This is a genomic window from Thioclava sp. F34-6, assembly GCF_002213235.1.
Taxonomy (GTDB): domain Bacteria; phylum Pseudomonadota; class Alphaproteobacteria; order Rhodobacterales; family Rhodobacteraceae; genus Thioclava; species Thioclava nitratireducens.
The window spans coordinates 75623-99687 of record NZ_NBOA01000006.1; the positions used below are offsets into that span (position 1 = coordinate 75623).

28 protein-coding genes and 1 tRNA gene are annotated in these 24065 nt (G+C 64.8%); 14 read left to right on the forward strand and 15 right to left on the reverse strand.

The features are described 5' to 3' along the window. Positions 1-57 precede the first annotated feature (57 nt). On the reverse strand, positions 58-1509 hold the full coding sequence (gene betB, locus B6V72_RS13530) for a betaine-aldehyde dehydrogenase (protein ID WP_088735797.1): 1452 nt from the start codon (positions 1507-1509) through the stop codon (positions 58-60). Then, positions 1506-2087, reverse strand: a complete 582-nt coding sequence (gene betI, locus B6V72_RS13535; RefSeq protein WP_075775539.1) for a transcriptional regulator BetI — start codon at positions 2085-2087, stop codon at positions 1506-1508. Before betI ends, betB begins: the two co-directional genes overlap by 4 nt. A gap of 118 nt (positions 2088-2205) precedes the next feature. Between betI and B6V72_RS13540 the strand changes: the two genes are divergently transcribed. From B6V72_RS13540 to choV, 4 genes are read left to right on the forward strand one after another with little or no spacing between them, the layout of a single operon-like run. Then, positions 2206-3150: a choline ABC transporter substrate-binding protein gene (locus tag B6V72_RS13540; RefSeq protein WP_075775540.1), complete on the forward strand. Its 945-nt coding sequence runs from the start codon at positions 2206-2208 to the stop codon at positions 3148-3150. A 35-nt stretch (positions 3151-3185) separates the two neighbouring features. Further along, complete coding sequence (locus B6V72_RS13545; RefSeq protein WP_088735798.1) at positions 3186-3827, forward strand: hypothetical protein; 642 nt, start codon at positions 3186-3188, stop codon at positions 3825-3827. An 18-nt stretch (positions 3828-3845) separates the two neighbouring features. Beyond that, entirely contained in the window at positions 3846-4682 is an 837-nt protein-coding gene (gene choW / locus B6V72_RS13550; RefSeq protein ID WP_075775542.1) for a choline ABC transporter permease subunit, read from the forward strand. After that, a complete protein-coding gene (choV, locus tag B6V72_RS13555) occupies positions 4679-5731 on the forward strand; it encodes a choline ABC transporter ATP-binding protein (protein WP_088735799.1) in 1053 nt (350 codons plus the stop codon). Before choW ends, choV begins: the two co-directional genes overlap by 4 nt. 117 nt (positions 5732-5848) lie before the next feature. Here the strand turns inward: choV and B6V72_RS13560 are convergent, their stop codons facing one another. Both B6V72_RS13560 and B6V72_RS13565 read right to left on the reverse strand, forming a co-directional pair. Then, positions 5849-6754 carry a DMT family transporter gene (locus B6V72_RS13560; protein ID WP_168173050.1) on the reverse strand — a complete coding sequence of 302 codons (906 nt, stop codon included), beginning with the start codon at positions 6752-6754 and terminating at the stop codon, positions 5849-5851. Positions 6755-6807: 53 nt separating this feature from the next. After that, positions 6808-7419, reverse strand: coding sequence for a LysE/ArgO family amino acid transporter (locus B6V72_RS13565; protein ID WP_088735800.1), 612 nt, complete (start codon positions 7417-7419; stop codon positions 6808-6810). Between the two features lie 95 nt (positions 7420-7514). On the opposite strand from B6V72_RS13565, the gene B6V72_RS13570 reads away from it, so the two are divergent. Further along, on the forward strand, positions 7515-8369 hold the full coding sequence (locus tag B6V72_RS13570) for a LysR family transcriptional regulator ArgP (RefSeq protein ID WP_088735801.1): 855 nt from the start codon (positions 7515-7517) through the stop codon (positions 8367-8369). 135 nt (positions 8370-8504) lie between these two features. Beyond that, positions 8505-8840, forward strand: coding sequence for a cupin domain-containing protein (locus tag B6V72_RS13575; RefSeq protein WP_088735802.1), 336 nt, complete (start codon positions 8505-8507; stop codon positions 8838-8840). Positions 8841-8850: 10 nt separating this feature from the next. Here the strand turns inward: B6V72_RS13575 and B6V72_RS13580 are convergent, their stop codons facing one another. The 6 genes from B6V72_RS13580 to B6V72_RS13605 all read right to left on the reverse strand — a co-directional run bounded on the left by B6V72_RS13580 (position 8851) and on the right by B6V72_RS13605 (position 14483). Next, a complete protein-coding gene (locus tag B6V72_RS13580; protein ID WP_075775547.1) occupies positions 8851-9624 on the reverse strand; it encodes a transglutaminase family protein in 774 nt (257 codons plus the stop codon). A gap of 249 nt (positions 9625-9873) precedes the next feature. Further along, the gene (locus tag B6V72_RS13585; RefSeq protein ID WP_075775548.1) at positions 9874-10305 is read right to left on the reverse strand and encodes a peptidylprolyl isomerase; all 432 of its coding nucleotides are present in this window, start codon (positions 10303-10305) and stop codon (positions 9874-9876) included. A gap of 193 nt (positions 10306-10498) precedes the next feature. After that, entirely contained in the window at positions 10499-11239 is a 741-nt protein-coding gene (locus B6V72_RS13590) for a YebC/PmpR family DNA-binding transcriptional regulator (RefSeq protein ID WP_075775549.1), read from the reverse strand. Between the two features lie 108 nt (positions 11240-11347). Next, on the reverse strand, positions 11348-11743 hold the full coding sequence (locus tag B6V72_RS13595; protein WP_075775550.1) for a hypothetical protein: 396 nt from the start codon (positions 11741-11743) through the stop codon (positions 11348-11350). A 12-nt stretch (positions 11744-11755) separates the two neighbouring features. Then, positions 11756-13534 (reverse strand): SLC13 family permease, encoded by a 1779-nt coding sequence (locus B6V72_RS13600; protein ID WP_075775551.1) that lies wholly within the window; start codon positions 13532-13534, stop codon positions 11756-11758. Positions 13535-13667: 133 nt separating this feature from the next. After that, positions 13668-14483: a TIGR00282 family metallophosphoesterase gene (locus B6V72_RS13605; RefSeq protein ID WP_088735803.1), complete on the reverse strand. Its 816-nt coding sequence runs from the start codon at positions 14481-14483 to the stop codon at positions 13668-13670. 159 nt (positions 14484-14642) lie between these two features. Between B6V72_RS13605 and B6V72_RS13610 the strand changes: the two genes are divergently transcribed. The 3 genes from B6V72_RS13610 (at position 14643) to B6V72_RS13620 (ending at position 17622) form a co-directional block, all read left to right on the forward strand. Next, a complete protein-coding gene (locus tag B6V72_RS13610) occupies positions 14643-16661 on the forward strand; it encodes an ASKHA domain-containing protein (protein ID WP_088735804.1) in 2019 nt (672 codons plus the stop codon). Positions 16662-16829: 168 nt separating this feature from the next. Beyond that, a complete protein-coding gene (locus tag B6V72_RS13615) occupies positions 16830-17390 on the forward strand; it encodes a fasciclin domain-containing protein (RefSeq protein WP_088720252.1) in 561 nt (186 codons plus the stop codon). Between the two features lie 158 nt (positions 17391-17548). After that, a tRNA-Gly gene (locus B6V72_RS13620) sits at positions 17549-17622 on the forward strand. Between the two features lie 78 nt (positions 17623-17700). Here B6V72_RS13620 and B6V72_RS13625 read toward each other — a convergent pair. From B6V72_RS13625 to B6V72_RS13635, 3 genes are read right to left on the reverse strand one after another with little or no spacing between them, the layout of a single operon-like run. Beyond that, on the reverse strand, positions 17701-17937 hold the full coding sequence (locus tag B6V72_RS13625; protein ID WP_075775570.1) for a hypothetical protein: 237 nt from the start codon (positions 17935-17937) through the stop codon (positions 17701-17703). 24 nt (positions 17938-17961) lie between these two features. After that, positions 17962-18678 (reverse strand): Crp/Fnr family transcriptional regulator, encoded by a 717-nt coding sequence (locus B6V72_RS13630; protein ID WP_088735805.1) that lies wholly within the window; start codon positions 18676-18678, stop codon positions 17962-17964. Then, positions 18659-19324 carry a sensor histidine kinase gene (locus tag B6V72_RS13635; RefSeq protein ID WP_168173051.1) on the reverse strand — a complete coding sequence of 222 codons (666 nt, stop codon included), beginning with the start codon at positions 19322-19324 and terminating at the stop codon, positions 18659-18661. Before B6V72_RS13635 ends, B6V72_RS13630 begins: the two co-directional genes overlap by 20 nt. 338 nt (positions 19325-19662) lie before the next feature. Between B6V72_RS13635 and B6V72_RS13640 the strand changes: the two genes are divergently transcribed. From B6V72_RS13640 to B6V72_RS19205, 3 genes are all read left to right on the forward strand, one after another. Then, positions 19663-20796, forward strand: a complete 1134-nt coding sequence (locus B6V72_RS13640; protein WP_276206176.1) for an MFS transporter — start codon at positions 19663-19665, stop codon at positions 20794-20796. Between the two features lie 143 nt (positions 20797-20939). Then, positions 20940-21527 carry a BON domain-containing protein gene (locus tag B6V72_RS13645; protein ID WP_088727790.1) on the forward strand — a complete coding sequence of 196 codons (588 nt, stop codon included), beginning with the start codon at positions 20940-20942 and terminating at the stop codon, positions 21525-21527. 185 nt (positions 21528-21712) lie between these two features. Beyond that, positions 21713-21871, forward strand: a complete 159-nt coding sequence (locus B6V72_RS19205; protein ID WP_157771597.1) for a hypothetical protein — start codon at positions 21713-21715, stop codon at positions 21869-21871. A 33-nt stretch (positions 21872-21904) separates the two neighbouring features. On the opposite strand, the gene B6V72_RS13650 is transcribed toward B6V72_RS19205, so the two are convergent. Beyond that, positions 21905-22405 carry a sigma-70 family RNA polymerase sigma factor gene (locus B6V72_RS13650; RefSeq protein WP_233243130.1) on the reverse strand — a complete coding sequence of 167 codons (501 nt, stop codon included), beginning with the start codon at positions 22403-22405 and terminating at the stop codon, positions 21905-21907. Positions 22406-22777: 372 nt separating this feature from the next. Here B6V72_RS13650 and B6V72_RS13655 point away from each other — a divergent pair, with 372 nt between their 5' ends. Beyond that, positions 22778-23005, forward strand: a complete 228-nt coding sequence (locus tag B6V72_RS13655; protein ID WP_088720236.1) for a hypothetical protein — start codon at positions 22778-22780, stop codon at positions 23003-23005. A 124-nt stretch (positions 23006-23129) separates the two neighbouring features. Next, entirely contained in the window at positions 23130-23474 is a 345-nt protein-coding gene (locus tag B6V72_RS19310; RefSeq protein ID WP_206185800.1) for a hypothetical protein, read from the forward strand. Positions 23475-23532: 58 nt separating this feature from the next. Here the strand turns inward: B6V72_RS19310 and B6V72_RS13665 are convergent, their stop codons facing one another. Further along, entirely contained in the window at positions 23533-23850 is a 318-nt protein-coding gene (locus B6V72_RS13665; RefSeq protein ID WP_146696204.1) for a hypothetical protein, read from the reverse strand. Positions 23851-24065 lie beyond the last annotated feature (215 nt).

Genomic DNA, 24065 nt, shown 5'->3' on the forward strand with positions numbered 1-24065 from the left:
ATCGGTCCGAGGACCAACCGGCGATGGGCAGCGCCCCCAACCTCCCCAAATTCAAATTCAGTACGGGCTCTCGACCGGCCCCATGCCGACATAGACGGATTTGAGCTGCGTATAGTGCTCCACCGCCGCGCGCGAATTCTCGCGCCCGAAGCCCGATTGCTTCACCGCGCCGAAGGGCATTTCCACCGGCGTCAGGTTGTAGGCGTTGATCCAGGTCGTACCCGCCTGCAGCTGGCTCACGACACGGTGGCCGCGCGCCAGATCGCCGGTGAACACACCCGCGGCGAGGCCGAACTGCGTGTCATTGGCCCGCGCGATCGCCTCTTCCTCGGTCTCGAAATCCAGCACGGACATGACCGGGCCGAAGATTTCTTCCCGCGCGATGGTCATATCGTCGGTAACATCGGCGAAAACGGTGGGCTGCACGAAAAGCGGCCCCTCATTGCCTGCCGAGCCGCCGCAGACCAGTCGCGCGCCTTCGGATTTCGCGCTCTCGACATAGGACATGACCTTGTCGAACTGCGCCTTCGAGATCAGCGGACCGAATTGCGTCGCCTCGTCCAGCGGATCGCCCGCGACAATGGTTTCCGCGCGCTCTTTCAGACGGGCGAGGAATTTCTCCTTGATGCCCTTCTGCACGAAGACTCGCGTCCCGTTCGAGCAGATCTGACCCGAGGAATAGAAATTCCCCAGCATCGCCGCGCCGATTGCGCTTTCGATATCGGCGTCGTCGAACACGATCATCGGGGATTTGCCGCCCAATTCCATCGTGACGTGTTTCATGCCTGCCGAAGCCGCCTGATAGACCTTCGCGCCCGTCGGCACCGAACCCGTCAGCGACACTTTCGCGATACGCGGATCAGTGGACAGCGCCGCCCCCACCGGACCGAAGCCCTGCACCACGTTGAAGATACCCGCGGGCATCCCGGCTTCGATGAAAATCTCGGCCAGCTTCAGCGCGCCCAGCGGCGTCATCTCGGAAGGCTTGAACACCATCGCGTTGCCGGTCGACAGCGCGGGCGCGGATTTCCAGCAGGCGATCTGGCTGGGATAGTTCCACGCGCCGATCCCTGCGCAGACGCCCAGCGGCTCGCGGATCGTATAGGCGAAATCGCCGCCCAGCGGCATCGTCTCTCCGGTCAGCGTGGGCGCGAGACCCGCAAAATACTCCAGCGCCTCGGCGCCCGAAGGCCAGTCGGCCTCGCGGGTTTCCTGAATGGGCTTGCCGGTGTCGAGCGTTTCCAGCAGCGCCAGTTCCTCACCGCGCTCGCGGATGATCGCGACGGCACGGGTCAGGATACGGCCCCGCTCGACCGGGCGCAGCGCGGCCCAGTTCTTCTGCGCCTCAACCGCCCCCGAAATCGCGGCGTCGATCACCGCAGGGGTCGCCGCATGCAGCTTGGCGATCACCTCGCCGGTGCCGGGATAGGTGACGATCAGCTCGTCGCCGTCCGTATCTTCCATCCAGTCGCCATTGACGAAATGGCTTGCTTTCGGCTGTGCCCTCATTGGTGGACCTCCAATTCCTTTTCCAGATGCGCCAGCACCAGTTCGCAGGCGGCCTCGCGGTCGGGCTCGCCCGCGACAAGCGCCGCGCGGATGTAGACGCCGTCGATCATCGCGCCCAAACCCTCGGCCACGGAGCCCGCGCGGTCGCCGACCAGCGGCCGCAGCCCGTGCATGAGGTTGGAGCGCAGACGGCGCTGATAGATATGCAGCAGGCGCCGCGCTTCGGCGCTCGACTGCGCGAGAACGTAGAAGTTCAGCCACGCGGCGATCGCCTCGTGACGGAACGAGCCCGCCGCGAAAGAGCCCATCACAACTGCGCGAACACGCTCGTGCGGGGAATGCGCCATCGCCATCGCACCGCGCACTTCGGCCCCGTAAATCGAAAGGATCGAGCGCATCGCGGCGAGGAAAATCCGGTCTTTCGACCCGAAATAATGGTGCGCCAGCGCCGAGGACATGCCGGCGCGCCGGGCGATCTGCGCGACCGTCACGTCGAGCGACCCCGCCTCGCCCACTGTCTCAATAGTCGCTTTGACCAAGGCTGCGCGCCGTATAGGCTCTGCTCCAAGCTTCGGCATGTGATCGGCCTCCTTCCGGGTGGCTTGCTTGCATGTCGAGCTAGAACATGTTTATTGACTCGTCAATCAACAACCGCATCCCGCGGTTTTTCTTAACGCTGCACAGGGAGAAAAAAGCATGAAACTTCGTTCCACGCTCCTCGCACTGGGGGCCGCGCTCTCGTTCGGACTGGCAGGCACCGCGCCCGCTCAGGCCGCCGATTGCTCGAAAGTGACCTTCTCCGATGTTGGCTGGACCGACATCACCTCGACCACCGCGGTCGCGACCACCATCCTCGAAGCGCTCGGCTACGAGACCGACACCAAGGTTCTCTCGGTTCCGGTGACCTACGAGGCGCTGTCGAAAGGCGACGTCGACGTGTTCCTGGGCAACTGGATGCCCTCGATGGCCGCCAACGTCGATCCCTACACCAAGGACGGCACCGTCGAGACGCTCGGCACCAACCTGACCGGCGCGAAATACACGCTGGCGACCAACCCCGCTGGCGCCAAGCTCGGCATCAAGGACTTCTCCGACATCGCCAAGCACGCCGACGAGCTGGACAACCAGATCTACGGCATCGAGCCGGGCAATGACGGCAACGCGCTGATCCTCGACATGATCGACAAGGACGCGTTCGGCCTGAAGAACTTCGACCTGAAGGAAAGCTCCGAGCAGGGCATGCTCGCGCAGGTCGCGCGTGCCGACAAAGCCGACAAGCCGATCATCTTCCTCGCGTGGGAACCCCACCCGATGAACTCCAACTTCGACATCACCTACCTGTCGGGCGGCGATGACTTCTTCGGCCCCGATTACGGCGGTGCGACGGTCATGACCAACGTCCGCGCGGGCTATGTCGACGAGTGCCCGAACCCGGGCAAGTTCGTCTCCAACCTCAAGTTCACCCTCGCGATGGAAAACGAGATCATGGGCAAGATCCTCGACGATGGCGAGGATCCCAAGGCGGCCGCGAAGGAATGGCTCAAGGCCAACCCGGACAGCTGGAAGCCCTGGCTCGACGGTGTGACCACGAAGGACGGCGGCGACGCGCAGGCAGCGGTCGAGAAAGCGCTGAACTCGTGAGCCTTCGGGCGCAATATTCGCGCGGGCGGCAGGGCATGGCCCTCCGCCCCCGCTTCCCCTCGGTCCGCGCCCTCACCGGCGCGGCCCTTCTCTTCGCAGGGATGTTGAGCGCGCCCGTGACCCCGGCGCGCGCCGCCGATTGCCCGGAGGCCGAGGCCCTGCACGCGGCGGGCGTCACGCTCACCCGCAACGCCCCGAAAATGGCGCAGGCCTATCGCTACGAAAACGGCACGCTGACCTCCTACCGGGTCGACGATCCCGAGCTCGGCCGCCCGCCCAAGCGCGAGCGCTACGACCATCCGCTGGCGGTGAGCCTGCAGGAAATGGACGGGCGCAGTTTCGCGCTCACCTATGACGAGGACCCCGCGCGGCTCGACCAACTGCCGCAGCTGGGCAACTGGCGCACTCCGGTGGCGCTGAAAGTCGACGGCGAGACCAAGGATCGCGGCACCATCTCCTACGCCTATCGCGGCCCCGGCTCGGTGCTGATCGGCGCGTGCCGCTACGATGTCTGGCAGGTCGTCGAACGGATCGCGATGGGCAAGCTGCGCACCGCCTTCCTCAAGGAATTTTCCCCCAAGGCCGGGCTGGTCCTGCGCGTGACCAAGCTCGACCCCGAAACCGGCAAGGCGCAATCGCAAGTCGCCTTCGACCGCATCGAAACGCGCCAGAAATAACAACTCGCAAGGACAGTTATGAACTGGTTGACCGAAACCAAAATCCCCGTGGGCAAGACGGCCAAGATCGTGATCGACTGGCTGCAGGACCATGCAGCGCCGCTCTTCGACGCCCTCTCCGTCGCGCTGAAAGCGCTGATCGACGCAACGCTCTGGGTGCTGCAAGGCCCCCCGCCCCTTCTCGTGATCCTCGCCTTCGCGGTGATCGCCTACCTGCTGCAGCGCAGCTGGAAGATTTCCCTGCTGGTGATCGTGGGCTTCCTGTTCATCCTCAATCAGGACTACTGGGAAGAGACGACCGAGAGCCTCACCCTCGTGATCGCCGCCTGCGTGGTCTGCATGGGGATCGGGGTGCCGATCGGCATCGCCGCCGCCCATCGCCCACGGCTGTATTCAGTACTGCAACCGGTCTTGGACCTGATGCAGACGCTGCCGGCCTTCGTCTACCTGATCCCGGCCATCGTCTTTTTCGGCATCGGCATGGTGCCCGGCCTGATCGCGACCGTGATCTTCGTTCTGCCCGCGCCGATCCGTCTGACCCATCTGGGCGTCTCCTCGACACCCGATACGCTGACCGAGGCCGCGCAATCCTTCGGCGCGACCAAGAGCCAGCTTTTGTGGAAGGTCGAACTGCCCTACGCCACGCCGCAGATCATGGCGGGTCTGAACCAGACGATCATGCTCTCACTGTCGATGGTCGTGGTGGCCGCGCTCGTCGGCGCTGACGGGCTTGGCGTGCCGGTCGTGCGCGCACTGAACACCGTGAACACGGCACTCGGCTTCGAATCCGGCTTCGTGATCGTCGTCGTCGCCATCATCCTTGACCGCATGCTGCGCCGCGGAGGTTCGAAATGACCCAGACCAAAGCCAAAACCGCCGTCAAATTCGACAATGTCTCCATCGTCTTCGGCGATCGCCCGCAAGAGGCCCTGCCCTTGATGGACGAAGGGCTCTCGCGCCCCGAGATCCAGGAGCGCACCGATCAGGTGCTTGGCGTGCATGACTGCTCGGTCGAGGTGCCCGAGGGCGAGATCCTCGTCCTGATGGGCCTCTCGGGCTCGGGCAAATCGACGCTGCTGCGCGCGGTGAACGGACTCAACCCGGTCGTGCGCGGGCAGGTCGAGGTGCATGACGGCGAGCGTCTCGTCGATGTCACCCACGCCGACCCCGCGACTTTACGCAAAATGCGCCTCAACAAGATCGCAATGGTCTTCCAGCAATTTGGCCTGCTGCCCTGGCGTACCGTGCGCGAGAATGTCGGCCTCGGCCTCGAACTCGCCGGCATGAGCAAGGCGGAACGCCGCAAGAAGGTCGACACCCAGTTGGAACTGGTGGGTCTGTCGGACTGGGCCGACCGTCAGGTGGCAGAGCTTTCGGGCGGCATGCAGCAGCGCGTGGGCCTCGCCCGGGCGTTCGCCACCGACGCGCCGATCCTGCTGATGGACGAGCCCTTCTCGGCGCTCGACCCGCTGATCCGCACCAAGCTGCAGGACGAGTTGCTGGAGCTGCAGACCAAGCTCAAGCGTACGATCATCTTCGTCAGCCACGACCTCGACGAGGCGTTCAAGATCGGCAACCGGATCGCGCTGATGGAAGGCGGGCGGATCGTGCAATGCGGCACGGCACGCGACATCATCGCCAAACCGGCGAACGGCTATGTGGCCGATTTCGTGGCCCATATGAACCCACTCGGCGTGCTGACCGCCGAGGATATCGCCGACCCGGTCGGCACGCCCACCGGCGATGCCACGGGTGAACCGATGCCCGCCGACGCCCCCGTGCGCGACGTGATGGAGCGGCTGCGCCACGAGCCCGCCGTTCCGCTCACCGATGGCCGCGTCGTGACCCGCGAAGGCGTCATCACGCGGCTCATCGACCCCCAGCGCAGCGCCGAGGCGAGATGAGGGACGCTTCGCGGAGGATATTTTGACCAAGCCGAAACCAAGGCGCGCGCGCCCCTTCGGCTTGGCTCAAATATCCCCGCCGGAGGCATCCGACATTTGCAGAAAAGCGCTGCGCTGTCAGATTTTGGTGGCAGGCGGAGGCGGCGTCACCCGGCGTTTGAGCTGCGCCTCGCGGAAGGTCATGTTGCTCACCGCGCCGATGATGATCGCACCGCCGAGGATCACGTAGGGGTCGGGACGCTCGTCGAAGATCGCCCAACCCGCAATCGCCGCCCAGACCAGTTGCAGGAAGATCACCGGCTGCGTCACCGTCACGGGCGCCGCGGCGAAAGCCCGCGTCATGCAGTAATGCCCGCCGGTGGCGAAGACCGCCACCGCGCCCAGCCAGAGCGTCTCGGACAGCGTGATCGGCTCCCATTTCCAGATCGCCACCGGCGCGAGCGCGACGGTCACTACCAGCGTCATCATCGCGACCACCGTGCCCGCGGGCACGTAATCGGTCAGCCGCTTCGCCGCGAGATAGGCGCCGCCGAAGAACAGCGCCGCGCCAAGCTGGGCGATATGGCCGGGCTCGATCGCGCGCATCCCCGGGCGCAGGATGATCAGCGCCCCGATCAGCGCGACGATCACCGCCGTCACGCGCCGCCACGCCAGCCCCTCGCCCAACAGGAGCGCACCGCCCACCGTCACCACGATCGGGTTGAGGTAGTTGATCGCGGTGACATCGGCGATCGGGATATTGCTCATCGCGAAGAACCACAGCCCCACCGCCACCGCGTGCAACGCCCCGCGCACACCGAACAGCGCCCAGACCTGCGGCGGGAAGTTCTGGCGCAGGATGCGGGCCAGTGCGGGGGCGAAGAATATCAGCCCCCACGTGAAGCGCACGAAGGCCGATTGCGCGGCGGGCACCTGATCGCCCAGCCAGTGGACGATGATATTCACCATGACGAAACAGGCGGTGGTGGCGAGCATCCACAGGATGCCGATCAGCGGTTTGTTAGGTTTGTCTTGCGCGGTCATGGCTCTCTTGGACGCTGGATCGGCACCGCGCGCAAGGGGCGGTTTTGTGTCGGTTATAATCCGCCCGCGGCGAGCTTCCAGGCGATCGACCCCATCAGCAGCCCAATCAGCGCATCGAGCACGCGCCAGGCGCTCTCCTTGGCGAAAAGCGGCGCCAGCAGCCGCGCGCCATGGGCCAGCGCGAAGAAGAACACGAAGGACGCCACGATCGCGCCGGTGGCGAAGCTGATCCGCGCGCCCGCGAACTGCGCCGAGACCGCGCCCAGAAGCACCACCGTATCGAGCCAGACATGGGGGTTCGCCCATGTGAAAGCGGCCACCGTCACGAGGACCGCGCGCAAGGACGGCGCGCTGCCCGCGCTCGGATCAAGATGCTCGCCGCCCCGGATCGCCGCCAAAGCGGAACGGATCGCATACCAGCTGAGAAAGGCGACACCGCCCCAGCGCAGCGCCTCGGCCAGCCATGGCAGTGCGGTGGACGCGGCGGCGAAGCCCGACACGCCAATGGCGATCAGCACCGCATCGGAGAGTGCGCAGAACAGCGCCACCGCCAAGACATGCTCGCGCCGCAGCCCCTGACGCAGCACGAAAGCGTTCTGCGCGCCGATCGCCACGATCAGCCCGAGCCCCAGTTTCAGCCCTGCCCAGAATGCCGCCAATTCCATCCGCCTCACCCCCAGTCTGCTCGGAGACGCTTCTCAGTGCCGGGGCGCGCGTATAAGTTCAACTTAATTAAACTAACTCTGTATAAGTAAAACTTATGTTCGACTATGCCGCGCTGGATGCGCTCGCCACCGTGATCGAGACCGGAAGCTTCGAGGCCGCGAGCGCACGGCTCGGGGTGTCGCAATCGGCCGTCTCGCAACGCGTCCGCCAGTTGGAGGAACGCATGGGCGCCGTTCTGGTGATCCGCGCCACGCCCTGCCGCGCGACCGAGGATGGGGCGCGGCTGATCGCCCATCTGCGCGAGGTGGCGCTTCTGGAGACCGAGCTTGCGCCCTCCGAGACCCCGCCGGTTCTGCGTATCGCCGTCAATGCCGACAGTCTCGCGACATGGGTGCTGCCCGCGCTGGCCGAGGTGGAGGGCGTGCGTTTCGATCTGGTGATCGACGATCAGGACCATTCGGCGGGGCTGTTGCGGCGCGGCGAGGTCGCGGGGGCGATCACCGCCGACGCGGGGCCGATCGCGGGCTGCGACGGCGTGAGCCTCGGGCGGCTGCGCTATATCGCGACGGCGAGCCCGGACTTCGTCGCGCGGTATTTTCCGAACCGGATCGACCGGCACAGCTTGCGCGCGGCCCCCGCCCTGCAGTTCAACGCGAAGGATCGCTTGCAGGACCGCTGGGCCTCGATGATCGCGGGCATGCCGATGGGGTTGCGGGCGCATCGTATCGGTTCGACCGAAGGCTTCGTAGAGGCATGTCTGCGCGGCATGGGCTGGGGGCTGAACCCCGAGGTGCTGGTGCAGGCGCATCTGGAAAGCGGCGCGCTGGAACGGCTGGGCCCGGCGCCGATCGACGTGCCGCTCTACTGGCAAAGCGCAAGGCGGCTGAAAGCCCCGCTCGCGCCGCTGACCAAAGCGTTGCGGAAGGCGGCGAAGGTGGTGTTGCTGTAAGGGGGCGGGAACAGGGCGTCGCGCACGGCTTGTTCCGGTCTGAGCGGCTCCCCGGGCTGAGCGCGCATTGCCCGCAGGCTGCGCGGCGCGCATAGTGACGCATGTCCCGCAGGCCCGTCAGGAGGAGAGACACCCATGGAGCTACCCGATTTCATTCGGGCCTTCCCAGCCCTCGATCTGCCGTTTCCCGAAGATCAGGTGCGCAGCCACGCGGTCCGCTCGGAGGCGGGGCTGGTGGTGTTTCTGCACTTCCTCACCGATTTCGACCTTCCGGCCCATTCCCACAAGGGCCAGTGGGGCACCGTGATCGAAGGCGAGGCGGAGCTGACCATCGCAGGCGAGACCCGGGTCTATCGCCCCGGCGAGACCTATAACATCCCTTCGGGCGCGGAACATTCCGCGCGGATCAAGGCCGGAACGAAAGTGATCGACGTCTTCGAAGAGGCCGATCGCTATCCATTGAAGCGCTGAAGGAACGCGCTCAGACCCGGATTACCGAGACGCTCTGGTTGATCAGCGTGGCGGGCGCCTGCGATTCCATGAAAGCCACGTCATAGGCGTCGCGCCCCACCGCGACCAGCGCCATGTTCTCGGCCCCGCACATGCCGGTCGCATCGACCATATGCCACGCGCCATCGAGCCAGACCTCGGCCACGGCATGGAAATCCTGCGGCCTCACGTCCGGCCCGTAGGATGAAGCCATCCGCGCCGGGATCTGCGCCGCACGCACCATCGCGCAGAACAGATGCGCGTAGTCGCGGCAAACCCCTGCCCGGCCCGCGAAAGTCTCGAGCACATTGGTGTCGCTGTCCGACGCGCCGGGCACGTAGGAGAGGTTCTTCTCGATCCAGTCGCGGATCGCGGCCACTTTCGCGCCGCCCTGCAGATCGCCGAAGCGCTTGCCCACGAAGGAGACGAACTTGTCGGACTGCACGTAGCGCGAGGGGCGGATATAGGGGGCGGCCTCGGCGGGCAGTTCGTGCAACTGCGCGGCTCGCATCTGGCTGAGGTCGATCGCCGGGCGCGTGATGTCGATCAGCGCCTGATAATGCAGCGTCATCTGTGTGCCGACCCGGGCCCAGATCCGCTCGCCCACGCCGCAATCGCCCGCGATCCGGTCGACGGTCGCATCGCCGAGGTTCATCGACGCGCTGACGATCTCCTGCCCCGGAGCATGCGCCGCTTCGAGCACCAGCGCGACCGTATTGGGCTGCGGGAACTGGTATTGCATCTGCACGTCGACGGAAATGCGCATGGCGGCTCCTTCTCTCGGGTTTCAGGTGGTGTCACTGGGATGGAGCGCGCCGCGTAACAGAGACACGTCGATGGGAAAAGGGGGGCGGAGAGTGTTTCGTTCCGGCGCAGGATGCGCCCGCAGCGAATTGCCTTTCGCAAGGGACGTATCGTGGTCGGAGTGACCGTCCGCCCTGCTCCGGATAAAATTAACGGCGGCCGCGCCGGGAAGGCACAGCCGCCGTTGAAGTCACGCCAGGTGCGTGCCGACTTACGCGTCGATCTTGACGAGTTCCACGTCGAAGGTCAGCGCCTTGCCGGCGAGCGGGTGGTTCGCGTCGAGGACGAGTTCCTTCTCGTTCGCCTCGGCGACGGTCACGTTCACGGTCTGGCCGTCCTGGGTCTGAACCTGAAGCTGAGTGCCCGGCTCGGTCGGGATGTCGTCGGGAATGTTCGCGCGGTCGACGGCCTGCATGCGCTCGGGGTGGTGCTCGCCATAGGCTTCTTCGGGCTCGACACGCACGGTGCGCTTTTCGCCCTCTTCCATGCCGGTCACGCCCTTGTCGAGGCCGGGAATGATCTGCCCCGAGCCGAGCGTGAAGGAGAGCGGCTCGCGGCCTTGCGAGCTGTCGAAGACGGAGCCGTCATCGAGCTTGCCGGTGTAATGCAGATGCAGGGTGTCGCCAGCCTTTGCCTGGGTCATGGTGATATCCTTTCGCGGGCAGATGAATTTGCCGAGGCCGCGGGGGTTCGCGGGTGCTCGGAGCGTCACGCGACAACGTGGGGGTTATGGCCCGGAATGTAAACCGGGGCACGGGAAAAGGCGCAATTTCACGCGTTTTTCATGCAAAAAGCGCCCCGGAGGGCGCTTTTTCCTATTTTTTCGGCGAAACGCGTTACAGCTGCGCTGCAACATCTTCGGGCACGTCGAAATTGGCGGTGACGGATTGCACGTCGTCATCGTCTTCGAGCGTGTCGATCAGCTTCATCAGCTTCTGGGCGGTCTCGAGATCGACCTCGGTGCGGTTCTGGGGCTTCCAGATCAACTTGGCCTCCTCGGCCTCGCCCAGTTCCTTCTCCAGCGCGTCGGAGACATCCGAGAGGTCTTCCATCGCGCAGTAGATCCAGTGGCCTTCCTCGTCGCTCTCGACGTCTTCCGCGCCCGCCTCGATCGCGGCCATCAGCACGGTCTCGGCATCGCCCACGGACGCGGGATAGATGATCTCGCCCATACGGTCGAACATGAAGGACACCGAACCGGTGGTGCCCAGATTGCCGCCGTTCTTGGTGAAGGTGGAGCGCACGTTCGACGCGGTGCGGTTGAGGTTGTCGGTCATCGCCTCGACGATCACCGCGATGCCCTCGGGGCCGTAGCCCTCGTAGCGGATTTCGGTATAGTCATCGCCGTCGCCCGCCTGAGATTTCTTGATCGCGCGGTCGATCACGTCTTTCGGCATCGACTGGGATTTGGCCGCTTTCACGGCGAGGCGCAGGCGCGGGTTCTTCTCGGGATCGGGGTCGCCCATCTTCGCGGCAACCGTGATCTCTTTCGAGAGCTTGGAAAACATCTTCGAGCGCGCCGCATCCTGCTTGCCCTTGCGGTGCTGGATGTTGGCCCATTTTGAGTGGCCTGCCATGGGTATCTCCGTTCGGAATAGTCGCGAAATCGACCCCGTATAGTGCGCAACGGGGGGATGATTCAAGATCGATGGATGCGGGCCGGCTCCGTGCCCGCCGGGGCGAGGTTACTGCGGCAGCTGGATCTGGCCCTCGCCGCGGGCATGCGGCGGCACGTCACGAGGCGTCTTGAAGTGCCAGCGCCGACCGGCCGCGTCTTTCAGCGTCACCTCGGCATAGGGCTGGAAAAGGTCCCCCACCCCGCTGCCCGCGAGATAGCTCGGCTCGAAGCGGGTCACTTGGTAGCGCATCGGATAGGGGCAATCCACAAGGTCGCCGGTATACTGGCCCGAGATATTGGCGTGGCAGTTGGTGCCGTCATTGAACGACACCTGCATCACCGTGCCCCGGAAGCTGATCTTGTCCGGCCAGGAAGGTGCGCGGGTCCCCGGCCCCGGCACGCATGCGGCGAGCGCGAGCGGCGCGAGAAGCGACAGGGCGGCGAGACGAGCGGCAAAGCGCATGGGGGAACCTCCTCAGAAGGGCCAGATCAGCGGGATCAGCAGGCAGGCGGTCACCCCGGTCACGATATCCATCGGGATGCCGACGCGCAGGAAATCGGTGAACTTATAGCCACCGGGGCCATAGATCATCATATGGGTCTGATATCCTATCGGGGTCGCGAAAGCCACCGAGGCGGAGAACATCACAGCCACGGCGAAGGGCCGCGGATCGAGCCCGAGAGCGGCGGCCAGCGAGATCGCGATCGGGGTGTAGATCACCGCTACGGCGTTGTTCGACAGCAGCTCTGTCATGAACAGGCCGAGGAAATAGACCACGAACAGCGCAAGCTGCGGCGGCAGCATCTTCAGCAAGGGCGCCACGCCCGAGACGATCAGTTCGACTGCGCCGGAATGCTCGAGCCCCGCGCCGACCACGAGCATCGCGAAGATCAGTGCGAGCAGGCGGCCCTCGATGAAGGTGAAGGCCTCGTCGGTATCGATGCAGCGGCTGACGAGGATGCCCGCCACCGCCACCATCGCGAGCGCGAGGATTGGGGCCACGCCAAGCGCCGCGAAGATTACCACCGCACTCAAAGCACCCATCGCGAGCGGCAGATGCGAGCGGCGATAGGCGCGCGCCTGCGGTTTCGACACGTCCACAAGGTCCATATCAGAGGCCAGACGCGCGATATCCTCGGGCGCGCCTTCAAGCAGCAGCGTATCGCCCACCACCACGATCAGATCGTCGAGCTGACGGCCGATATTCTGGTTCCGGCGGTGCGCGGCCAGCGTGTAGACGCCATAGCGGCGGCGCAGGCGCATGTCGCCCAGACGCTGCCCGATCATCCGGCAGCCGGGCGAGATCAGCACTTCCACCGTCTCGGTCTGCACAGAGGACAGCTTGTCGACCATACGAAGGTCGCGGTTCTTCTGCATCCCGAGCAGTTCTTCCATCTCGGAGCGCAGCACGACGCGGTCGCCCGCCATCAGCTCGACCGAGGCCAGATCTCGGCGCAGCGAGGCATCGCCGCGCAGCACGTCGATCACCCGTACGCCCTCGCGCTTGAAAGTGTCGGCCTCCTGCACTTTCTCGCCGATCAAGCCGCTCTCCTCCGGGATCGCGACCTCGGTGAAATATTTCATCTTCGGCCGATCGCCGAGCATGAAGGACAGCGATTGCCGCTCGGGGATCAGTTTCGGCGCGAAGATCATCAGGAACGCCCCGCCGACGAGGCAGATCGCGAAGCCCAACGGCGCGATCTCGAAGATGGTGAAGGGCTCCATGCCGCGGCCGCGCACGACGCCGTCGACGAGGATGTTGGTCGAGGTACCGATCAGGGTGATCATGCCCCCCATCACCGTGACGTAGCTCAGTGGCATCAGCAGGCGCGACGGCGAGAGGTTCAGCTTGCGCGCGACCTGAATGAAGACCGGGATCATCACCGCGACGACCGGCGTGTTGTTCATCACCGCGCTGGCGAACATGGTGATCGCGAACATCAGAAGCACGGTGAGCTTCGGGTTCTGGTCGATCCGCGATTCCGCATAGCGCGTCATCGCGTCGAGCGCGCCGGTGCGCACCAAGGCCCCCACGATCAGGAACATGAAGGCGATGGTCCACGGCGCCGGGTTCGACAGGATGGCTGCCGCGTTCTCGTAGGGGACGAAGCCGAAGATCAGCATCAGCGCCGCGCCCGCGATCGCGGTGACCTCTGGCGGCCAAGTCTCGCGGACGAACATCGCGAACATCCAGCCCACGACGAGAAGGGCCGCGACTGCCGTCTCGGTGCCGGTGAAGGGCAGTTGGATCATGTCAGGCTCTCGCGAAGGCGCATCGGGCCGATACTATCGACACGCGATGCACGAGCAAGCGCGCTCTGCCCGCAGCAAAGGAAATTTGCACGCAACGGCATGAGGTTCGGGCAAATCGGGACGCGAACGGCGCTCAGAACGGCACCGATTGCGCGAGCCTGCCGCCGGTGCGCACCGCTTCGCAGCGGGTGGCGCGGCCGGTCTTGTCGTCGGTCTCGACATAGAAGCCGCAGAGCGTCACCGGACCGCGCGCCGGCGAGAAGCGTTCCTTCGACATGCCGGTCACGAAGCGCCGCATCGGTTCGGCCTTGGCCATGCCGATGACGGAGTCGTAATCGCCGCACATTCCCGCATCGCTGAGATAAGCCGTGCCCTTCTCTAGGATCTGCGCATCGCCCGTGGGGACATGGGTATGGGTGCCCACGACGACGCTCGCACGCCCGTCGCACCAATGGCCCATCGCCATCTTCTCCGAGGTCGCCTCGCAATGCACATCCACCAGCGCGGCCTGCACCGCCCCGCCCAGCGGGTAGCGTTTCAGTTCCGCCTCGATGGCCGAGAAGGGATCGTCGAAGGCGCGTTTCATGAACACGTTGCCCAGCACCTGCGCCACCAGCACCTTGCGCCCGCGCCGGTCCTGGAACACCCGCGCGCCCTTGCCCGGCGCTTCCTTGGCGTAGTTCACGGGGCGGATGATGCGCGGCTCGCTCTCGATGAAGCGCAGCATGTCCTTCTGATCGAAGGCGTGATCGCCCAGCGTCACCACGTCCGCGCCCGCATCCAGCAGAAGCTTCGCGTGATCGCCGGTCAGCCCCATGCCGCCCGAGGCGTTCTCGCCATTGACCACGACGAAATCGAGGCGCCACTCCTCGCGAAGTTTCGGCAGGGTTTCGGTGATCGCGGCGCGGCCCGCGCGGCCCATCACATCGCCTAGAAAGAGTATCTTCATGGCCCGATTAGATAGAGCGCGGCGCCAGCGAGAGCAATGGGCGGCGCGCATCGGCTGCATGATGATGATGACGATTTCTCATGCAGGCGCGTCGGTTGCGGGCTTTGCTCTGCCCCGCATGGGCCCTAGAACGAGGGGCAAGGAAAACGGGAGCGCGATATGACCGAAGACGTGCAGGTAATCTTCACCCCCTCTGGCAAGCGGGGGCGCGTGGCGCGTGGCACAAGGGTGCTCGCGGCGGCGCGCAAGCTGGGTGTCGATCTCGATTCCGTCTGCGGCGGGCGCGGCGTGTGCTCGAAATGCCAGTGCACGCCGTCCTTCGGCGATTTCCCCAAACTCGGCCTGCATGTGGAGCCCGGCGCGGTCAGCCCGATCAACGCGGTCGAGGAACGCTATGACCGGATTCGCGGGTTGAAACCGGGGCGGCGGCTGGGCTGCCAGACCGAAATCCTCGACGACGTGGTGATCGACGTGCCGCCCGAAAGTCAGGTGCACAAACAGGTCGTGCGCAAGGCGGCTTCCGAACGCGTGATGGAGATGGATCCGGCGACACGCCCGGTCTATGTCGAAGTCGCGGAACCGGATATGCACCGCCCCGAGGGCGACCTTCAGCGGCTCTCGCAGGCCCTCGAAAAGCAGTGGCAGATCAAAGGCGTGCGCGCCGATCTTGATGTTCTGCGAATCCTGCAGCCCGCGCTTCGCAAGGCCGATTGGAAGGTCACCGTCGCGATCCACGATGCGGGCGACGGGCCGCGCGTGACGGGCATCTTCCCCGGCGTGCGCGAAGTGCCGCTGTATGGGCTGGCGATCGACCTCGGCTCGACCACGATTGCGGGGCATCTGGTCGCGCTCGATGACGGGCGGGTGCTGGCGAGCGCGGGCGTGATGAACCCGCAGATCCGCTTCGGAGAAGACTTGATGAGCCGGGTCTCCTACGTGATGATGAACCCCGGCGGCGATCAGGAAATGACCAACGCCGTGCGCGATGCGATGGGCGATCTGGCGCGGCAACTGGCGGGAGAGGCGAAGGTCGAGACGGGCGAGATCGTCGAGGCGGTCGTCGTCTGCAACCCGGTGATGCACCACCTGTTGCTGGGCATCGATCCGGTGGAGTTGGGTCAGGCGCCCTTTGCGCTCGCGACCTCGGAGAGCCTTGAATTCGCCGCACGCGAGATCGGCATCGAGGCCAGCGCTGGCGCGCGCGCCTATATCCTGCCGCTGATCGCGGGCCATGTCGGCGCGGATGCGGCGGCGGTGGCGCTGTCCGAGGCTCCGCAGAAGCGCGACGACCTGTCGTTGATCGTCGATGTCGGCACCAATGCCGAGATCATTCTCGGGAATAAACAACGGGTTCTGGCCTGTTCTTCACCCACCGGCCCGGCCTTCGAGGGCGCGCAAATCTCCAGCGGTCAGCGCGCCGCACCCGGCGCGATCGAGCGCATCGAGATCGACCCGGAGACCAAGGAGCCGCGCTTCAAGATCATCGGCAACGAGCACTGGTCGACCGATCCCGAATTCGGCGCGCCCCGCATCACCGGCATCTGCGGCTCGGGCATCATCGAGGCCGTGGCCGAGATGCGGATGGCCGGGATCGTGGACACATCAGGGCTGATCGGTTCGGCCGAGCAGGTCGGTACCCCGCGCTGCGAGCCGAACGGGCGCACCCATGAATACGTGATCTACGACGGTGGTGAGGAAGGCCCGCGCATCACCGTCACCCAAGGCGACATCCGTGCGATCCAGCTGGCGAAATCCGCGCTCTACGCGGGCGCGCGTCTGCTGATGGACGAGATGGGCGTGGACACGGTCGACCGCGTGGTGCTCGCGGGTGCGTTCGGCGCGCATATCTCTCCGAAACACGCGATGGTGCTGGGGATGATCCCGGATGCGCCGCTCGATCGTGTCACCTCGGCGGGCAACGCAGCGGGCACCGGCGCGCATATGGCGCTGTGCTCGGTGAAGGCGCGGCGCGAGATCGAGGCGCAGGTGCATCAGATCACCAAGGTCGAGACCGCGATCGAGCCGCGCTTTCAGGAGCATTTCGTGGCCGCGAACGCGCTGCCGCACGCCACCGCCCCCTTCCCCGAGCTGCGCAAGATTGCGCCGCTTCCGGAGGTCAGCTTCAACACCGGCGGCTCCGGCGAGGATGGCGGGCGCAGACGGCGCAGGCGCGGCTGAGGCGTGCCTGCAGGCCTCGATTCAGAGCGCTGCGAGCGGCCCGATTTCGGGCCGGATCAGCCTGCACACGATTTCGTGATGAGACGTAAGTGATCGGCTCGCCCCCGGCGCGCCGTAACCCTCTTGCTTTGGCGGGGACAACCGTCGCTCAACAGGGAAGGAAAACCTATGTCCATGAAATTCCGCGCATTCGCCGCGTCGCTCACCGCAGCCGCAACCTTGGGCCTCGCCCTGCCCGCGCTGGCGAACCCGATGGTCGGTGGCGCGAAAATGTATGAGAGCAAGCCGATCGCGGCGAACGCTTCGGCCGCTCCGAACCTCACGACGCTCGTCGCAGCCGTGAAAGCCGCGGGCCTCGTCGACACGCTGGCGGGCCCCGGCCCGTTCACCGTCTTCGCGCCGACCAACGCGGCCTTCGACAAGCTGCCCGCGGGCACCGTCGACACGCTGGTGAAGCCGGAGAACAAGGAGATGCTGACGCATATCCTGACCTGCCACGTCGCCAAGGGCGTGATCACCGCCGAGAATATCATCGCGACCGTTCAGAAGGGCAACGGCATGGCCACGATCAAGACGCTCGGCGGCTGTGATCTGACCGCGATGGTCAAGGACGGCATGGTGATGCTTAAGGACCCGAAAGGCGATGTCGCGACGGTTCAGACCGCCGATGTGAAACAGAAGAACGGTATGGTCCACGTGATCGACACGGTGCTTCAGCCGAAGATGTAACTACCCCCCCCCGCGCGCCTCGTCTCCCTTTTTTCGCGCGGCGCCTGGCGCCCGGTGAGCTGATCCTCGCCGGGCGCTTTTTCATGGGAGGGCGCGAGGCCCCGCGCGATCCCTCTTGACCGTGGCTTTCGGCTGGAATACCTCTGCGTTCGCACCATGCGGGTATGATGTAATGGTAGCCTGTCAGCTTCCCAAGCTGAACGCGCGGGTTCGATTCCCGCTACCCGCTCCAAGCTTCCCTGACCTGTAGAATTCCGAATTCCGACGATAATCTCGCCAGAAGGTCAGGGCCGCTGCCGGTGTCTTTCCCTCAAACGAGCCACTCGGCGACGAGCGTCAGGCTGGCATGGAAGATCGCTTGCCTTTGGTCGTCTCGGACGGTGACCGAGATCGCATACGGGTCGTCATTGGGGAGGACGTCCTTGGCAATAAGTGTGAGTGCGGCGATGGCCTCTCGCCGTGCGGCCTCCCGGTCCTCCAATTCCAGCCCGGTGCTATCGCGGACACTCATCCGTCCGTCGTCAGTGTCGAAAAAGAACAATGCCATCAAACAATTCCTTCACTCATGCGCTTATGACGTCGAACCCTCGTCAAGATGAAGGTAATCGGGATCGAACTCGGAAAATTCGATCATCCTCTCGAAGTCTGTAACCACGATCCTTCGCCCCTGGAGCGACACCAGCCCCGCGTCCCGAAGGCTCGCCATGACCCGTTGGGCGTGCACGTGAGAGATGCCGAGAATGTCGGCCAGTTCTTCCTGCGTCAGCGGCAACATGCTCCCGAGCGAGAGGCCGACCGCCTTCAGTCGGAAATGCATCTCGCACAGCAAATGCGCCATCTGCCGATCCGATCTTCGTTTGCCCATGTTCACGAGCCATTCGCGCAGAATCGCCTCGTCGACGAGCGTCGCCCACCAGAGCGAGCGCTGGATTCTCGGGTAATTCTCCAAGAGATCGTCGACCGTGCTACGGGGAATGTCGACGATTTTGCATTGGGTGAGTGTGCCGATGCTGTGATCCATCCGCTTCAGGATCGAGATATGAAGATCGCAGAAATCGCCCGGCAAAAGCAGCGCGACGATCGCCCTGCGCCCGTCCGGCATCAGCTTGTAGCGACACGCGATACCCTCGATCACGAGGCGCACGGCATCGGGACTCTCGCCCTGCCGGATCACATCCGTTCTGGGCCCGAGGTAGTAGGCCTCCTTGGTCACGGCCGTCAGCCGGTCGCAATCGTCTTCGGCCAGAAAGCCTCCGTGCTTCAGTTTCCTAGTGAGGATTTCCGCCATCATGGCTCCTTGTCCTATCTCGCGGACCCGCGGGAAATTCGACCGTGAGCACCGTTCCGCCATTGTCGCCTGCGGTCCAGCGGGCGCTCCCGCCGATCTCCGAAGCAAGGTCTCGAATGAGTTCGCACCCCTGGCTTTTCGTCAAATTCGCATCGTCGGGCATACCATCGCCGTCATCGGAGACACACAGCCGCCCAGTGCCCGCAGACGACAGGGTAACCTCGATGTCGATATGGCCGTTGACATTCATCGCCGCCGGATACGCATGCTTGATGCAGTTGGTGACGGCTTCCTGCAGGATGAGCGCGATCGCCCCGGTGCATTGGCGCGACAGGCCGGAGAGATCGTCCCGCCGCACCGAGATTTCGATGCTGTGCGGCAATGCGATCTGCCGCCAAAGCTGCTCGACCCCGTCCAGATATCGATGCAGCCCCCCGTCTTCGGCGATCGAGAGACCGGTCTGAAGCTGCGAGACCGTCAATATCTGGTCGAGGACAAGCGCGAGGCGCGAGCGCGCTTCGGGGGTCTCGGCCTCTCTGAGTTGGCGGCGGGTGTGTGCCGACAGAAGCTGGAAGCTATTGGCCATCCGGTGCCGGATTTCCGCGACGCGATCGGCCTCGACGCTCTCGTGGGATATCTGTTTCACGTCACTGCCTTTCCGAGCCATTTCCTGATGCATCGACGCTGAATTCATGGGGCGCGGCTGTCTCGAACAATTGTTGGGTTAAGCCCATTACGCGCTCACGCCTTTGTGGGCGGGCGGAGGCTTGCCGACGCGAATGGGGCAACGCGGCGGGTTGCGCTCAATCCGAACGCCCCGGGAACAAGTTGCTGCCCACTTTGTTCCAACGCCCGTTCGCCGGGATCGACCCCCTGACGACGCGCAACAGCAACGCATGACGCGGGCCGCATTCGGCCCGGACGGAGGGTTTAGCAATCACTTTCTTTCGGAGTCTTTCAGCCGCCGGTTTCGCGGCGACCGCAATCAGCTACGGCCCCGGCCGCATGGGGTTCGGCCTCTTCGTGCCCCAATTCTCGTCCACATTCTCGATGTCACCCTCCGCGGTGGGCACGGTGTCCAGCATCGGCTTCGTGGGGTTCTTCCTCGGCCTGCTCGTCGCCCAGTTCTTCCTGAACCGCCGGGGACCGGAATTCCCGGTCCTGACCGGATTGAGCGCGGCGACCGCCGGGATGGCGATTGTCGCACTTGCTCCGAGTGTCGGCGTTCTGGCGCTCGGCATCTTCCTCTCGACTTCGAGCGCCGGCTTTGCCTGGACCCCGTTCAACGACGCGGTGCACCGCAAGGTCAGCGACGTGGACCGCCCGACCGCGCTGTCGCAGGTCAGCACGGGCACCAGCGTGGGGATCATGGGCGCAGGCGCTTTGGCCCTGGCAATGGTCGTGATGGAGTTCGACTGGCGGATCTGCTGGTCGGTCTTCGCCGGGGCGAGCGCTCTGGCACTTATTGGCAACTGGGCAGCTCTGCGCCAGGTGGACAAGGCCCCCGAGGAGGCCCCCGATCGGAGTTGGGGCGACCTTCTCAATCGGTGCGCGCTGCCCCTTTTCTCCATCGCCTTCGTGTTCGGCATCACCTCCGCCGTCTACGTCTCCTTCGCGGCAGACCGCTTCGCACAGGCGGAGTATCCCGGGCTTCCCGAAGACGCGACGCCGTCCGTCCTCTTCCTCTTTTTCGGCTTCTTCGGGCTGAGCGGTCTGTTCACGAAGCGGGCGCGGGATGCGGTCGGTCTGAGCCTGCTGGTGCGTATCCTTCTTGTGGTCGCAGCTGTATCGCTTGTTTTCGCAGCGTTCGAGCCCGGAAATTGGGTCGCGCTCGTCGCTTCCGCCGCCCTGCAGGGGATCAACGTGATGATGACCAGCGCGGTGCTCGCCTTCTGGTCCGAACGTCTATTCCCGTCCTTCCCTGCGCTCGGCTTTACGGCGACGCTTCTGGCGACCGCTGCGGGCAGCGTGATCGGCCCGGCGATCGCAGGCATGGTCGCCGGAAGCTTCGGGCCCGCCGCGATGTTCTGCGGAACGGCGGCGATCCCGCTCCTCGCCGCCTTGTCGTTGCGCGCGAGGTTCGTCGTGGAACGGCCCGCGAGGATGGTGGCGACCTGAGAGGGAAGGCGCGCTGCCACCCCTGCCCCGCGCAATCGCGGCGCGCTGCGTTCCGCAGCAGGCAGGAACATATCGCGCCAGCTCCTGTTCCCGGCTCAGACCACGCTGCTTTGCGCGGTTGCCAAACACGAGAGGAGAAGCTCATGTCACGGCACTATGACGATATGACCGAAGAAGAGGCCCGCCGAGCCCTGTCGCGGCGGCACCACCCAGACGAAGGCGACCCGGAAGACCGCAGATCTCGGCTCGAACAGTACGGCTATCCAGCGGCGCCGATGGCTGGAGGCTATGCTTGGCCATTCCTCCCGCCCGTCTATGGCGGAGCACCTTACGATCCGGACCCCTATTGGCGGGCGAGACCAGCGCAGCGGCGCGGCGCAGGACGTGAAGCGCACGGCGGACGGAGCTTCATGGACCGGGCCGGCGACGAGGTCGCTTCATGGCTGGGGGACGAAGACGCCGAAGCGCGTCGGGAAGAGGATCATCGCGGGCGCGGCCCGAAGGGTTACCGGCGCTCGGATGCCCGGATCGAGGAAGATGTTCACGACCGGCTCACCGACGATCGGCTGGTGGACGCGCGCGAGATAACCGTCAGCGTCGCGGATCAGGAGATCACGCTGGACGGCTACGTGGACTCCCGCCGCGCCAAACGCCGGGCCGAAGATTGCGCCGACAGCGTCTCCGGCGTCACCCATGTGCAGAACAATCTGCGTGTCCGGACGGCGGAGTGACGCTGTCGCAGCAACGAAACGCAAAGCGCAGCGGCGCCGTCGGGCGCCGCTGCGCCACGCCCCGGAATGGCCGGGTGCGCCATCGGTGTGAAGCCTCGCCATGGATTGCGCTTATCCGACGGAGGCATCCGCCAAATATAAACCGGTTTGCCTCGACCGCCGTAAAAGGCATAAGGAGGCAAGGCATGGAAAAAGAGCACGACAAAAAGCCTCCAGGCGAGGATTTGGATGAAGCGCTCCGGCAGCAGGCAGGCGAGGTCTGGAACAAGGACGTTCCCGAACGCCTCGTGTCGCTGGCACGACGCCTGGGCAAACGCCTCGATGAACGCGACAAGCCCGAGTAATCGGCGCGATCCGCAACGTCCTAGGGTTCAACTCTAATCTTCGAGGGGATCGTTCGGCGCGCGGGCTTCGAGGTCTTCGACCACCATCGCGCGTGCGCGGTTGGCGCGGCTCTTCACCGTTCCCATCTCGATACCGAATAGATTTGCCGCGTCCTGGTAACTTTCCCCCAGCATCACGACGACGATCAGAACCTCGCGGTAATGACGCGGCAGGCGTTCGACGGCACGCATCAGCTCGCCGCCCCGCACCGACCAATCCTGCGTGGCCGGCGTCGACAAGGTGGTCGAGACGCAATCCTTCTTGCCTGTCGTCGAGCGTTTCGATTTCGCGATGTTGTTGAGGAAGGTATTGCGCATGATCGTCATCAGCCACGCGCGCAGGTTGGTCCCGGATTGAAAGCTGTCGACCTTGTCGATCGCCTTGACCAACGTGTCCTGAACCAGGTCGTCCACGTCCTCGTGCCGCTTGGTCAGCGCCCAAGCATAGGAGCGCAGCGCCGGTATGAGTTCGATAATGTCGCGTTCCTTGCTCACGCCAACCTGTCCTTCTCGTTGAGGACTCAATGAAACGCGAGGGGGCGAAGTTCCTGCCGAGCGAAGTGTGAGCAGCGACCCGCTGAGACGTTGGCGGCAATGCGGCTCCCTCTAGCTGGAAAAGTCTGGTTCAAAATGTGCTCGGGCCTAAGCGGCGAAAACGCAGGAAGTTCCGACAGAAAGCCAGAATAAGTCCCACGCGAACGTCGGGGACAGCGGTTGTCCGGTCCGACCGGCAATCGAGCGCTGTGCGGTGACGCGGTTGCAGAAAGGTCAGCTTCGCGGCTTGCTGTCATACCCCAAGGGCCGCGCAAGCAGGAACCGAACAGGTCAGCCGTTTGTTGATTTCCCGAACCAGACAGGAGACACGCCATGAAATACGGATGGAGACTTCTTTTCATTCCGCTCTGGGTGCTCTGCATTGCCGGAGCCGTTGTGACCGCCTTTCTCGCATTCGACTGGATGAACTGGCAGGCCTTCGTCGTGGCAGGCCTGATCGGTCTGCTGGCGGGCGTTCCGGCGGGCCTTTGGAACACGTTCAAGGTCAGACGGGAGGACCCGGACTGGAACCGGTCGCCCTCGCGCAGCGGCGTCACCTGAACCGGCTTCGCGCCCCTGCCGGATGGCGTTGGCGCGTTCGCCGGTTTCGGCTTTGACGCAAGGCAAATCCAGTTGCTCCATGCGACAGGCCCGTCGCCCACCCGAGGACCAAGGAAGACGTTCGATGACGAACAAGGAAGATATAGAATACGTGGATGGCAACGCACGTTCAGGGTCGGCGGAAGCCAGCCAGCTACGCGAAACCATCGACAAAGGCGGCGCGGGTGACAAGGTGGGGTTCAGCGACCCCGCCGCCGCGCCTCTCGGCACCGATGACGAGGCGGCCGGCACACCTCCGAGCCCCGATCAGGTACGTATGGCACAGCGTCTGGAGGGCCGCCGGTCCGAGGCGGAGGTCGAAAAGCAGACCCCGGCCGAACGCAACAGCGGGATCAGCAAGTGGACCGCCGTCGCGATCGCCGTCGCGGTCCTTGTCATCCTCGTGGTGACGTGGATGTGGATCGGCTGACTCGCCCGATCCGCGCGGATCCCGCGCAGTCCGTCGGCGCGGCCGAGGGCCCGGGCCCTCAAGACCAGAGAAAATGCAGCGCGCTACCGATCGCGCCACCGACCACGGCCGATATCCCGGCAACGAAAGTGAGGCGCCTCTCATGCGCGCGGCGGCGTTCATCTGCCTGTCGATGAATTTCCATGCGCGCGATCCAGACTTCGTGGGGATGTGCTTCCGCGCCGAGCGACGAACTGAGGTAGAGATCTGCGAGCGGAAACCCCTTCACGCGCTCCACTGCGATTTTCACATCCTCGGCCCGGTTCATGTCCAAGCCCGTCAGGGCCGTCTCGACCATTCTATGGGACACGACCGGGTCGGCCTGCTCCCCCTCCAAATGAGACTCCATCTGCAAAGCCTTCCATCATCAAAACCCCAGCAAGCCGCCTGCCGCAATTTTAGGCAACGCGTAAAATTGTATCCCTGACAATCGCTCACCGAAGAAGACCGCCATTTCCCGCGGGGGAAAATGCGGCTGCGACATGCGCCCTGAGCTCTATTGAAGCTTTTTTGGGAAACCGAAGCGGCGAACGCGGGTTGGCTCTGCATAGG

Excerpts from the sequence above, each read along its gene's own strand:
- betB (WP_088735797.1), bottom strand. The coding sequence starts at position 1,509 with ATGAGGGCACAGCCGAAAGCAAGCCATTTCGTCAATGGCGACTGGATG.
- betI (WP_075775539.1), bottom strand. The coding sequence starts at position 2,087 with ATGCCGAAGCTTGGAGCAGAGCCTATACGGCGCGCAGCCTTGGTCAAA.
- B6V72_RS13540 (WP_075775540.1), top strand. The coding sequence starts at position 2,206 with ATGAAACTTCGTTCCACGCTCCTCGCACTGGGGGCCGCGCTCTCGTTC.
- B6V72_RS13545 (WP_088735798.1), top strand. The coding sequence starts at position 3,186 with ATGGCCCTCCGCCCCCGCTTCCCCTCGGTCCGCGCCCTCACCGGCGCG.
- choW (WP_075775542.1), top strand. The coding sequence starts at position 3,846 with ATGAACTGGTTGACCGAAACCAAAATCCCCGTGGGCAAGACGGCCAAG.
- choV (WP_088735799.1), top strand. The coding sequence starts at position 4,679 with ATGACCCAGACCAAAGCCAAAACCGCCGTCAAATTCGACAATGTCTCC.
- B6V72_RS13560 (WP_168173050.1), bottom strand. The coding sequence starts at position 6,754 with ATGACCGCGCAAGACAAACCTAACAAACCGCTGATCGGCATCCTGTGG.
- B6V72_RS13565 (WP_088735800.1), bottom strand. The coding sequence starts at position 7,419 with ATGGAATTGGCGGCATTCTGGGCAGGGCTGAAACTGGGGCTCGGGCTG.
- B6V72_RS13570 (WP_088735801.1), top strand. The coding sequence starts at position 7,515 with ATGTTCGACTATGCCGCGCTGGATGCGCTCGCCACCGTGATCGAGACC.
- B6V72_RS13575 (WP_088735802.1), top strand. The coding sequence starts at position 8,505 with ATGGAGCTACCCGATTTCATTCGGGCCTTCCCAGCCCTCGATCTGCCG.
- B6V72_RS13580 (WP_075775547.1), bottom strand. The coding sequence starts at position 9,624 with ATGCGCATTTCCGTCGACGTGCAGATGCAATACCAGTTCCCGCAGCCC.
- B6V72_RS13585 (WP_075775548.1), bottom strand. The coding sequence starts at position 10,305 with ATGACCCAGGCAAAGGCTGGCGACACCCTGCATCTGCATTACACCGGC.
- B6V72_RS13590 (WP_075775549.1), bottom strand. The coding sequence starts at position 11,239 with ATGGCAGGCCACTCAAAATGGGCCAACATCCAGCACCGCAAGGGCAAG.
- B6V72_RS13595 (WP_075775550.1), bottom strand. The coding sequence starts at position 11,743 with ATGCGCTTTGCCGCTCGTCTCGCCGCCCTGTCGCTTCTCGCGCCGCTC.
- B6V72_RS13600 (WP_075775551.1), bottom strand. The coding sequence starts at position 13,534 with ATGATCCAACTGCCCTTCACCGGCACCGAGACGGCAGTCGCGGCCCTT.
- B6V72_RS13605 (WP_088735803.1), bottom strand. The coding sequence starts at position 14,483 with ATGAAGATACTCTTTCTAGGCGATGTGATGGGCCGCGCGGGCCGCGCC.
- B6V72_RS13610 (WP_088735804.1), top strand. The coding sequence starts at position 14,643 with ATGACCGAAGACGTGCAGGTAATCTTCACCCCCTCTGGCAAGCGGGGG.
- B6V72_RS13615 (WP_088720252.1), top strand. The coding sequence starts at position 16,830 with ATGTCCATGAAATTCCGCGCATTCGCCGCGTCGCTCACCGCAGCCGCA.
- B6V72_RS13625 (WP_075775570.1), bottom strand. The coding sequence starts at position 17,937 with ATGGCATTGTTCTTTTTCGACACTGACGACGGACGGATGAGTGTCCGC.
- B6V72_RS13630 (WP_088735805.1), bottom strand. The coding sequence starts at position 18,678 with ATGGCGGAAATCCTCACTAGGAAACTGAAGCACGGAGGCTTTCTGGCC.
- B6V72_RS13645 (WP_088727790.1), top strand. The coding sequence starts at position 20,940 with ATGTCACGGCACTATGACGATATGACCGAAGAAGAGGCCCGCCGAGCC.
- B6V72_RS19205 (WP_157771597.1), top strand. The coding sequence starts at position 21,713 with ATGGAAAAAGAGCACGACAAAAAGCCTCCAGGCGAGGATTTGGATGAA.
- B6V72_RS13655 (WP_088720236.1), top strand. The coding sequence starts at position 22,778 with ATGAAATACGGATGGAGACTTCTTTTCATTCCGCTCTGGGTGCTCTGC.
- B6V72_RS19310 (WP_206185800.1), top strand. The coding sequence starts at position 23,130 with ATGACGAACAAGGAAGATATAGAATACGTGGATGGCAACGCACGTTCA.